General features: G+C 60.2%; 8 protein-coding genes and 2 pseudogenes. 6 read left to right on the forward strand and 4 right to left on the reverse strand.

Translation table 11 applies throughout. The features are described 5' to 3' along the window. Positions 1–71: 71 nt before the first annotated feature. Complete coding sequence (guaA, locus tag EOA36_RS16260) at positions 72–1,634, forward strand: glutamine-hydrolyzing GMP synthase (protein WP_127278505.1); 1,563 nt, start codon at positions 72–74, stop codon at positions 1,632–1,634. Positions 1,635–1,950: 316 nt separating this feature from the next. Further along, positions 1,951–3,204: a site-specific integrase gene (locus EOA36_RS16265; protein WP_126101887.1), complete on the forward strand. Its 1,254-nt coding sequence runs from the start codon at positions 1,951–1,953 to the stop codon at positions 3,202–3,204. Here the strand turns inward: EOA36_RS16265 and EOA36_RS16270 are convergent. Continuing rightward, the gene (locus EOA36_RS16270; protein WP_348628167.1) at positions 3,185–3,490 is read right to left on the reverse strand and encodes an AlpA family phage regulatory protein; all 306 of its coding nucleotides are present in this window, start codon (positions 3,488–3,490) and stop codon (positions 3,185–3,187) included. The two genes, EOA36_RS16265 and EOA36_RS16270, sit on opposite strands and share 20 nt — an antisense overlap. A 955-nt stretch (positions 3,491–4,445) precedes the next feature. On the opposite strand from EOA36_RS16270, the gene EOA36_RS16280 reads away from it, so the two are divergent. The 4 genes and pseudogenes from EOA36_RS16280 to pmtA all read left to right on the forward strand — a co-directional run bounded on the left by EOA36_RS16280 (position 4,446) and on the right by pmtA (position 7,886). Continuing rightward, positions 4,446–5,225, forward strand: coding sequence for a phosphodiesterase (locus EOA36_RS16280; protein ID WP_126101885.1), 780 nt, complete (start codon positions 4,446–4,448; stop codon positions 5,223–5,225). Positions 5,226–5,481: 256 nt separating this feature from the next. Further along, a pseudogene (gene panB / locus EOA36_RS16285) lies at positions 5,482–6,326 on the forward strand (3-methyl-2-oxobutanoate hydroxymethyltransferase). Further along, complete coding sequence (gene panC / locus EOA36_RS16290; protein ID WP_126101884.1) at positions 6,323–7,213, forward strand: pantoate--beta-alanine ligase; 891 nt, start codon at positions 6,323–6,325, stop codon at positions 7,211–7,213. The pseudogene panB and the gene panC overlap by 4 nt, the downstream one beginning before the upstream one ends. Before the next feature lie 76 nt (positions 7,214–7,289). Beyond that, complete coding sequence (pmtA, locus tag EOA36_RS16295) at positions 7,290–7,886, forward strand: phospholipid N-methyltransferase PmtA (RefSeq protein WP_126102846.1); 597 nt, start codon at positions 7,290–7,292, stop codon at positions 7,884–7,886. Positions 7,887–8,562: 676 nt separating this feature from the next. Here the strand turns inward: pmtA and EOA36_RS16300 are convergent. From EOA36_RS16300 to EOA36_RS16310, 3 genes and pseudogenes are all read right to left on the reverse strand, one after another. Next, positions 8,563–9,324, reverse strand: a complete 762-nt coding sequence (locus tag EOA36_RS16300; RefSeq protein ID WP_126101883.1) for a hydroxymethylpyrimidine/phosphomethylpyrimidine kinase — start codon at positions 9,322–9,324, stop codon at positions 8,563–8,565. Further along, positions 9,315–9,920 (reverse strand): thiamine phosphate synthase, encoded by a 606-nt coding sequence (locus EOA36_RS16305; RefSeq protein WP_126101882.1) that lies wholly within the window; start codon positions 9,918–9,920, stop codon positions 9,315–9,317. Before EOA36_RS16305 ends, EOA36_RS16300 begins: the two co-directional genes overlap by 10 nt. After that, positions 9,917–10,210: pseudogene (locus EOA36_RS16310) on the reverse strand (thiazole synthase); the annotation flags it as partial. The gene EOA36_RS16305 and the pseudogene EOA36_RS16310, both read right to left, overlap by 4 nt.

Here is a 10,210-nt window from a genome sequence, read left to right on the forward strand (position 1 = left end):
GCCCAGACCAGTCTGAAAGTCAGGCTACGCAACCCATTGCGCAGACTCGTTTCTTTCTCTAAACGCTCGCCATGACAACAGCCAATCACCCCGACACCGTCCTGATTGTCGATTTCGGCAGCCAGTTTACGCAGCTCATCGCCCGCCGCATCCGTGAGGCTGGCGTGTTTTCCGAGATCGTGCCGTTCCAGTCGGCCGAGGCGGCATTCAAGCGCATCAATCCGAAAGCGGTGATCCTGTCCGGCGGTCCGGCCTCGACATCCGATATCGGCAGCCCGCGCGCGCCCCAGATCGTCTTCGACGCCGGCGTGCCGGTGCTTGGCATCTGCTATGGCCAGATGGCCATGTGCGTGCAGATGGGCGGCGTCGCCGAAAGCTCCAACCATCGCGAATTCGGCCGCGCCTTCGTCGAGATCGAGAAGGACAGCCCGCTGTTCGAGGGCCTGTGGGCGACCGGCCAGCGCCATCAGGTGTGGATGAGCCATGGTGACCGCGTCATCGCCCTGCCACCGGGCTTCGAGGTGTTCGGCAAATCGGAAAGCTCGCCCTTCGCCATCTTCGGCAATGTCGAGCGCAGGATGTACGGCATCATGTTCCATCCGGAGGTGGTGCACACGCCGGACGGCGCGAGGCTGCTGAGGAATTTCGTCCACAACATCGCCGGCATCGAAGGCGACTGGACGATGCGCGCCTACCGCGAGCACGCGGTCGAGGCGATCCGCAAGCAGGTCGGCAAGGGCAAGGTCATCTGCGCGCTCTCGGGCGGCGTGGATTCCTCGGTCGCCGCCCTTCTGATCCACGAGGCGGTCGGCGATCAGCTCACCTGCATCCTCGTCGACCACGGCCTGATGCGCAAGGACGAGGCCGCCGGTGTGGTGGCGATGTTCCGCCAGCACTATAATCTGCCGCTGATCCTGGTCGATGCTTCGGAAAAGTTCATCACCGCGCTGGAAGGCGAGTCGGACCCGGAAAAGAAGCGCAAGACGATCGGCCGGCTGTTCATCGAGGTGTTCGAGGAAGAGGCGAAAAAGCTCGGCGGTGCCGATTTCCTGGCGCAGGGCACGCTCTATCCAGACGTCATCGAGAGCGTCTCCTTCACCGGCGGCCCGTCGGTGACGATCAAGTCGCACCACAATGTCGGCGGTCTGCCGGAGCGCATGAACATGCAGCTGGTCGAGCCGCTGCGCGAACTGTTCAAGGACGAGGTGAGGGCGCTGGGCAAGGAGCTCGGCCTGCCCGAAAGCTTCATAGGCCGCCATCCGTTTCCAGGCCCCGGTCTTGCCATACGCTGTCCCGGTGGCATCACGCGCGAGAAGCTGGAGATCCTGCGCGAGGCCGACGCCATCTATCTCGACGAGATCCGCAAGGCCGGCCTCTATGACGCCATCTGGCAAGCCTTCGCCGTGTTGTTGCCGGTGCAGACCGTCGGCGTGATGGGCGACGGCCGCACCTACGAATTCGTCTGTGCGCTGCGCGCCGTCACTTCGGTCGACGGCATGACGGCTGACTTCTACCACTACGACATGGCCTTCCTGGGTGCCGCCGCAACCCGCATCATCAACGAAGTGCGCGGCATTAACCGAGTGGTCTATGACGTCACCTCGAAGCCGCCTGGGACAATCGAGTGGGAATAAAGCTCGGTCGTTCGCCAGCATTTGGTGGCTATCGGCGCCAGCCACTTAACATGTTGAAATGTAATCTTTTTCATCTCTTTTCCTATCGCTGACTATCGCCCGCAAGCGGAATCATTTGGCGGTAGACCTGACGGTATCGCTTTCCTCATCATTCTCGCTCGAGACCGATACCGTCACCGCCTGATTTCCTAGAAGGCTAGCTAAAATTTAGGTAAGCTATTGAACTACAAGAGAAATTTTCAAACCTTGACGGTACAATCGATGACGGTAAAATCGGGCGCTGAATATGCGGCCACGCGCTCGGATTGCCCTCGCCATGCTCACCGACATTGCACTTAAGAAGCTGAAACCTAAAAACAAAATATACAAAGTTGCTGATCGTGACGGTATGTACGCCACCGTGTCCACGGCCGGGCAGATCTCGTTCCGCTACGACTACCGAATGAATGGAAGGCGAGAGACAGTCACGCTGGGCCGCTATGGTGAGGGTGGCATCTCGCTAGCAGAGGCGCGTGACCGCTGCATTGCGGCCCGAAAAATGGTGGCAACCGGACAATCGCCGGCGCATGAAAAGCAGCGTAAAAAGCGGCGCCTATCTGCAATGGCCACCTTCGGCGATGCCGGCCGGGCCTGGTTTAAGGAGGCCAAGATGGCGGATAGCACGCGCTCAATGCGCAAGGCCATCTTCGATCGAGACATCTTGCCAATCTGGGACAAAAGGCTCCTCACAGAAGTAACAGCTGGCGACTTGCGGGCGCTCTGCGCAAAGGTGCGGGACCGTGGCGCGCCGGCAACAGCCATTCACGTCCGGGATATTGTTAAGCAAATCTATGGCCATGCCATTCTGCACGGCGAGAAGATTGCCAATCCAGCGGACGAGGTAGGACCGGCTTCGATCGCCACGTTCGAGGCAAAAGACCGAGCATTGTCCCCAGCAGAAATCCGCATCGTGCTGACTGAGTTGGAACATGTGCCAACATTGCCGACGATACGGCTGGGCCTAAAGCTGATCCTGCTCACGATGGTTCGGAAGGGTGAGCTGCTGGACGCGACTTGGGACGAGGTCGATTTTGAGAACGCTGTGTGGAGCATTCCCAAAGAGCGAATGAAACGGAAAAAGCCGCATAACGTCTACCTGTCCCGCCAATCCCTCGATATCCTGATTGCGCTCAAGACTTGCGCAGCGAACTCCCGATATGTGCTGCCATCTCGCTATGACGCCGACGAACCCATGTCGCGCGCCACCTTCAATCGTGTCACAATGGCCATTGTCGACCGCGCAAAAAGACAAGAAATGCCGCTTGCGCCCTTTACAGTGCACGACCTACGGCGGACTGGCTCGACAATCCTAAACGAGATCGGATTCAATCGCGACTGGATCGAGAAATGCCTTGCTCACGAAGACAGCCGCACTTCGCGCGGTGTCTATAACAAGGCTGAATATGAGCCGCAGCGCCGTCATATGCTCCAGGAATGGGCCGACATGGTTGAGGCCTGGGCAGCGGGCAAGAAGCACACCCCCGTACTCCAGCCGGCTGCCGGGGCGGCAATCATTCTCGATCCGATTTGACAGGCCTCGTCTTGCGCGACCGGACGTCTGGACCTGGGGCGGTTTCGAGAGTCCCGGCAGACGAGGCGTTTCGCCTTGCCTGAACCCAGGCCTCGACCTCTGCTAGATCCCAAACAACACAGCGGGGAGTCAGATTGAAGCGTCGTGGGAACTCGCCGCGTTGCTCCATTTCGTAGATGGTCGTGTCCGATAAAGGGACGATTTCTCGCAATTGTGACCGGCGCACAGTTCGCACAACGTGTCGCGCCTGAATGTGCGGCAAAACCGGAAGAGATTGCTCTTCCATTATGCGTTGGCAGCTTTCAGGTTGAGTAGGGTTGCGCAATTTGACCATGCTTATGACCGGAAAGGCTCCGTGGGAGCGCATGGTCGCGTGTCTGCCCCATTTCCGATATAGCCCCCAATTGCGACCACATCGCCGTCCTTGACCAGCAGGCGGTCCTCGGGAGCAGCACTAGGGCCGTTTAGACATCGAGGCTATGCAATGTTCGAGGCGCTCCAACCGAGCCTTCTGCGAACGAAGCTCATGCCCTGCGTTCAGCAAATTGGATTTGCCTCTGGAGGAGGCAGCAATGATCAGTTCGCATTCTAACAGAGCGATACGATCTCGCATCTGCTGAGCTTCATCCTGCCGTATCCTTCTAATCCAACCCAGGCCGCGCATATTCTACCACCACCGTCCATGCAGCACGGGTAGCATTTGAAAACTAACGCCCGTCAATTCGAAAAACTCGTATTTTAACCGTCGCTAAATTCACCGGCTAATGACAACCTTGCTGGTGAAGTCAGGCCAAACCCGGTGACTTGCTCGCTCGCTTGCACGGACAATTTTAATCGATGCGGTGACGACGCAATTGCCGTAAACGACAGGCCGAAGGTCGCGGACGACTGCAATGATCGTCACGACTAGAGATTTACCCACAAGACGCTTGGAGCGCGGCGTCATGCAGTTTCTTTAGAGACGGGCGCTGAACAGGCCGAGGCAGTGCCTTTCAAGGCCGCGTGAACGCGCCCTATCTTGTCAAGCGCGTTCGGCCCGCGGCAGTGATCGGCGGCCCCTCGAACCGGCGGGAAGGCTCGCGCATGCGTCGGCAGAAAAATAGCGTCGGAGACCAAGGAGGCGAGCATATTGGCTGCGTACGGCTGCTACCATGTCGAGCCGCACGTGGCGCCCAACCTTCATTCTGCTCTCAGCCGAAATCGCTCGAAAGCGACTGTGAGGGGCAATTGGGTAACGCGCCATGCTCTTCGGCTTCGATCCTGCCCAACGGCTTCGCAAGACCATTGAGCGCATCAGCCGCGATCATGCCGACGCCGAGCTTTGCGTCGTGACTGGCGATCTCACCGACGAGGGCGATTTCGCCTCCTACGTCCTGTTGCGCGAGGCGCTGCAGGAACTGCGGGTGCCCGCCCGCCTTCTGCTCGGCAATCACGACAGGCGCGAGAATTTTATTCGCGCATTTCCTGAAGAGCCACGCGATGCGAATGGCTTCATTCAGTCGGTCCAAGACGGGACTGCCGGGCGCCTCATTTTTCTCGATACATTGGTGGAAGGCTTCGGTCATGGTGCTTTGGATCAGGGCCGGCTCGAATGGCTGCTGGCGCGCTTGGCCGAGGAACAGAAAACGCCTGCCTATCTCTTCGCCCATCATCCGCTGCAGCCGATCGGCCTGCCGCATTTCGAGCCTTGGAACATGCAGAACTGGCAAGAGCTCATGCGGGCGATCGCCGCCGCCGGCAATGTCCGGCACATTTTTCACGGCCATGTGCACGTTGATGTTGGCGGCACCTGGAGCGGCATTCCCTTCAGCGCCATCCGCGGCGTTGCGCATCAAATCATTCCGCACTTCGCGCGCAGGGACGCAGACTTTGTCGAGGATGCGCCGGCTTTTGACGTCGCGCTGATCGACGACGATGGCGTGCTCGTGCACCGTTTCGAGGTCAGCGACAGGAATGTGGTTGAAATCTCGCCCGCAGGTCCTTTCCCGGGGGTGACCAATGAAGCAGCAGAAATCTCATGAACTGGTCATTTTCGATTGTGACGGCGTCGTCGCATCGACGCCGAGGAACTGACCCGTATTGGCTCGTTGACCTTGGCTCCCGAACTGCCTGGAGTTGGCAGAGATAGCTGCGGAAACAGCTAAACCGATTTGATTGGTTCTGACGATGAATGTCGGCGCGTCATCTTCTCGCAATCGCGAATTTACTCTTCGCACCTGCACAAAAATGTGCCAAACGCGGCACCCATAGTTGGTAACGTTGGGGAAGGAGCCCTTGTTGAGTGCGGTTGCTAACACCAAGGCGATCACACCGCCGGATATTCGTTCCCGGAAGGGTGGCACTCCGCTCGTCTGCCTGACGGCCTATACCACGCGATCGCAAAGCTCGTTGATCAGCATTGTGACATTGTTCTCGTCGGCGACAGCGTCGGCATGGTGCTGCACGGCTTCCCGTCGACGCTGGGCGTGACGCTTGAGATGATGATCATGCACGGCCAGGCCGTGCGCCGCGGCCTCGAGCAGGCGCTGATGCTCGTCGACATGCCGTTCGGCTCCTACGAGGAAGGCCCCGAGCAAGCCTTCCGCAATGCTGCACGTGTCATGACGGAAACCGGCTGCGCGGCGGTCAAGCTCGAAGGTGGCGAGGCAATGGCCGAGACGATCCGCTTCCTGGCTGCACGCGGCGTGCCAGTCATGGGCCATGTCGGCTTGACGCCTCAGGCGGTCAATACCTTCGGCGGCTACCGCGTGCAGGGCAGAGGCGGTGATGCCGAGCGCGTCGCGGCCGACGCGCTTGCCGTGAGCGAAGCGGGGGCATTCGCGCTGGTGCTGGAGAAGGTCCCGGAGGTGCTCGCCGGCCGGATCACCGCAGAGGTAGCGATCCCGACGATCGGTATCGGCGCCTCGGCGGCCTGTGACGGGCAGATTCTCGTCGTCGACGACATGTTGGGCATCTTCGGCGACTTCCGGCCCAAATTCGTCAAGCGCTATGCCGAACTCAGTGAGATCGCCGGGGAGGCGATTGCGGTCTATGCGCAGGAAGTGCGCGACCGCCGCTTTCCAGCCGCCGAGCATCTGTTCGGCGATGCGCCAAGGACGGTCAATGGTGGAGAAGGCGCATGAGCATTCCGATCGCACGAACCGTCGCCGAGTTGCGCATGGCTGTGGCCGCATGGCGGCAGAATGGCCTCAAGGTCGCTGTCGTGCCGACCATGGGTGCCTTGCATGAAGGCCATCTGAGCCTGGTGCGTGCCGCGCTCGCCAAGGCGGACCGGGTTATCGTGACGCTCTTCGTCAACCCGAAACAGTTTAACAGCGCGGCCGATCTCGTGGCCTACCCGCGCACTGAGCATGACGATGCCGCCAAGCTTGCGCCGCTCGGCGCTCATCTGCTCTACGCGCCAAATGCAGCGGACATGTATCCGGAAGATTTCGCCACCACGATCTCAGTCAGTGGGGTGAGCGATGGCCTGTGCGGCGCGTTCCGTCCGGGCCATTTCGACGGCGTGGCAACCGTCGTCGCCAAGCTCTTTCTACAGACGCGTGCTGATCTCGCCTTCTTCGGCGAGAAGGATTTCCAGCAACTGCACGTCGTTCGCCGGCTCGTCCGCGATCTCGACATTCCAATCGAGATTGTAGCATGTCCAACGGTCCGTGAAGCCGACGGCCTGGCAATGTCGTCGCGCAATGTCAGGCTTTCGGCCGAACAGCGCTTAGCAGCGCCAAGGCTCGCCGAAGTCCTGTCGGCTTCGGCCGGGCGATTGTCGGCAGGATTGCCAGCCGAGCTTGTGCTTGCCGAGGCCAGGCAAGCGATCCTCGCTGCCGGTTACGACGAGGTCGAGTATCTCGAGCTACGGGCAGACCATGACCTGTCACCGCTTTCCGCCGCGGATCGACCGGCCCACCTAATCGTCGCCGCCTGGCTTGGCGGGACGCGGCTTATCGATAACGTTGGAGTTCTGCCCGGGCAGCGCCAAGGCGAGCTGCTCGCGGCAGCCAATGCCGCATGATTGAGAATGCCGCAAGGCTTGTACAAAGGTGCGTCGTCAAAATGACCCAGACAAATGGCCGGAGCAGGGAGTGGATATGGTGTTTCGATTGAAGGAGCGCCTCGGCAGGAAGTTCGAAGAAGAAGTGCAATTCTTCAAGGGCTGGCAGAAGGACAAGAAACGAGTGGGCGCGCTGATGCCAACGTCCGTTCATGCCGCGCGTCGTATGGCAAGCGTCATCGATCCGGCATCCGGATTGCCGGTTCTTGAACTTGGCGCCGGAACCGGCGTCATTACCAAGGCAATCCTGGAAAGAGGCATCAAGCCGCAACAACTGGTTTCGGTCGAGTATTCCAAGGATTTCTATGAGCGCCTGACGCGAGCCTTTCCGGGCGTGGATTTTCGATTGGGCGATGCGTTCGCGTTGGAGGAAGTGCTTGCCGAGCGGCGCGGGGAGCAATTCGACTGTGTGATAAGTGCGGTGCCGCTGTTGAGCTTTCCAATGGAACAGCGTGTCGGCCTGCTTGAGGATTTGCTGGCCCGCATTCCTGCTGGAAGACCTGTGATTCAGATCACTTACGGACCGTTGTCGCCGGTGATCAAAATGCCCGACCGCTATGTCGTGTCCCACTATGATTTCGTCGTCCGCAACATCCCGCCCGCACAGCTGTGGACTTACCGACGAGCAGTCTGACGGAGCGGGACGCGCGAGGACGGCGGGCCGTTCGCAAAATCGTCAGGACAGGCGGTGGTCGTGACGAAATTCGCATCGAGTGCGCTTTTTATAGCCGCCGCCGTTTTGCGGAGGCCGCTATGCCCTTTCGCTGGCAGGCGCACACTCATCTGCTACACCCATCGCCCTGCGGTCGACAGACGGCGAAGCCACCACGGCCGCGAAAATCTCGAGACGGCGTCTCGGTACCGGGACCGGCCTGCCATTTTTGGGAGGCGATCCGTGCAGGTGCCTGGCCCGGATCGTGCCATCTATCTCCTGAGCGAGTCATAGCCGTCGTCCATTCACCCGGCCGAACCTCCCGATTGCCGGACCCCTGATGAAGATTCCCCTGGAAAGTGACGTCTTCTTTAGAGCGTGACGGTCTGCGCCGTCTTGTGGTGCCTCAGCTTGTACGATGGCCGGCTGCCCTTCCCGTGCCACGAATGCGATGAAGTCCAGTCACTCTACCGTGCAATGGCATTCAGAAATACGACAGGAAGACCATAATAGTCGGGTTTGGCTGAAAGACTTTTCCGCAGATGCCGAAAAAAGGGGACAGCTCTTCCGGTCCTTGCAAAGCTCCTGAACTCGTTTTCGTTGGACAAGCGTGGTCGCCAGTCCAGCTCTTGCGAGTGATCGGCGCAAAAGCGATCACTCACATGGCTGCATTCTTCTGCAGTTTCCCGAAAACAAACAGCTTGCCTTCGCGCACGCCGTCTTCGAGTGGGCTCGCATTCGCCATATGCGCCGCAATCGCACTGGCCAGCATGCATCCCGTCCCGCGCATCGACGTAGCCAGACGCGGTGTGTCGAAGCGGATTGGTTCTTGATCGTGGCGCAACAGAATATCGGTTGATCGAGGTCCCGATGCATGGCCGCCCTTGATCAGCAGGGCCTGCGCTCCGGCCGCCAGCAATTCGTGGCCTTGCAACAGTGCGCCGTCGTCATCCACTGCCAGTTCCGAGCCAACCAGGAGCGCCAGCTCGATGAGGTTGGGTGTGACCAGGCGGCAAAGCGGCATCAGATTCCGCTTCATGACGGCGGTGGCGCCGGCTTCCAGAAGCGTCCGGCCTGATGTCGAGGCCAGCACCGGGTCCAGTATCGCCGGCACCTGCGGATTCTCGCGCAGCACTGCGGCAACGGCAACGATGATCTCGGCCGTCGCCAGCATGCCGATCTTGACGGCAGCCACCTCGTTGGCTTGCAGCGCGGCGCGCATCTGATCGGCCACCAGGCGGGGTTGCGAAGGATGGATTTCCATGACGGCTTCGTGCGTCTGCACCGTCAGCGCGGTGACCGCAAGGCATGTCCGCACGCCAATCGAAGAGATCGTTTCGATGTCGCGCGCAATTCCGGCTCCGCCGCTGGAGTCGGATCCGCCGACGACAAGCACATGCGGTTCTCGCCTCAGCGCCATCGATCTGTCTTTTCGATCCATTCTCGCGTGCGCGCTTGGGGATCGGCATTCAATGTGATGTCGGTGACCACCGCCGCGCTGTCCGCACCGGCCGCAAAGACACCGTCGAGTCGGTCAGGGTTGAGGCCACCAATGGCGACCAAAGGAACCGGTGCGACCCGGCGCTTCCATCCGCTGATCCGTTCGACCCCTTGCGGCGCCCATTTCATCTTCTTCAGAATGGTTGGATAGATGGGGCCGAGCGCGATATAGTCGGGCCTGGCGGCCATAGCCGTTTCCAGTTCGATATCATCATGGGTGCTCAGTCCGAGCCTTACACCGGCCGCCCTTATCCGCGAGAGGTCGGCGGTCTGCAAATCCTCTTGGCCGAGATGAACGAAGTCGCAGCCTTCCTCGATCGCCAGCCGCCAATGATCATTGATGATGAGCTGGCTTTTGTGTTGGACACACAAGGCCTTCGACCTGCGGATCTCCGCGCGCAGCCCGGTTTCATCCATCGTTTTGATGCGAAGCTGAACCAGCTTGACGCCGAGCGGCGCCAACCTTTCGATCCAGGTGGCGCTGTCGACGATTAGGTAGAAGGGATCGAGATTCATGAAAGAACGGCCCTGCCGATCGTCGGCGTCGATGGCACGGCGACGTCGCGCGGCTCGAGAAGACCCGATGCGTGGGCTTCACGACCGGCTTCGACCGCCTTACCGAAAGCACGCGCCATGCCGACCGGATATGCCGCCTTGGCGACTGCTGTGTTCAGGAGCACGGCGTCAAAGCCGAGTTCCATGACGGTGGCCGCGTGCGACGGCCGTCCGAGCCCCGCATCCACAATCAGCGGGACGCCAGGGAAATATCCGCGCATCGAGCGCAGCGCCATGATGTTGATCGGCCC

This window comes from Mesorhizobium sp. M8A.F.Ca.ET.021.01.1.1, from assembly GCF_003998025.1.
Taxonomy (GTDB): domain Bacteria; phylum Pseudomonadota; class Alphaproteobacteria; order Rhizobiales; family Rhizobiaceae; genus Mesorhizobium.

Coding starts and splice junctions, on each gene's coding strand:
- guaA (WP_127278505.1), top strand. CDS start 72: ATGACAACAGCCAATCACCCCGACACCGTCCTGATTGTCGATTTCGGC.
- EOA36_RS16265 (WP_126101887.1), top strand. CDS start 1,951: ATGCTCACCGACATTGCACTTAAGAAGCTGAAACCTAAAAACAAAATA.
- EOA36_RS16270 (WP_348628167.1), bottom strand. CDS start 3,490: ATGGAAGAGCAATCTCTTCCGGTTTTGCCGCACATTCAGGCGCGACAC.
- EOA36_RS16280 (WP_126101885.1), top strand. CDS start 4,446: ATGCTCTTCGGCTTCGATCCTGCCCAACGGCTTCGCAAGACCATTGAG.
- panC (WP_126101884.1), top strand. CDS start 6,323: ATGAGCATTCCGATCGCACGAACCGTCGCCGAGTTGCGCATGGCTGTG.
- pmtA (WP_126102846.1), top strand. CDS start 7,290: ATGGTGTTTCGATTGAAGGAGCGCCTCGGCAGGAAGTTCGAAGAAGAA.
- EOA36_RS16300 (WP_126101883.1), bottom strand. CDS start 9,324: ATGGCGCTGAGGCGAGAACCGCATGTGCTTGTCGTCGGCGGATCCGAC.
- EOA36_RS16305 (WP_126101882.1), bottom strand. CDS start 9,920: ATGAATCTCGATCCCTTCTACCTAATCGTCGACAGCGCCACCTGGATC.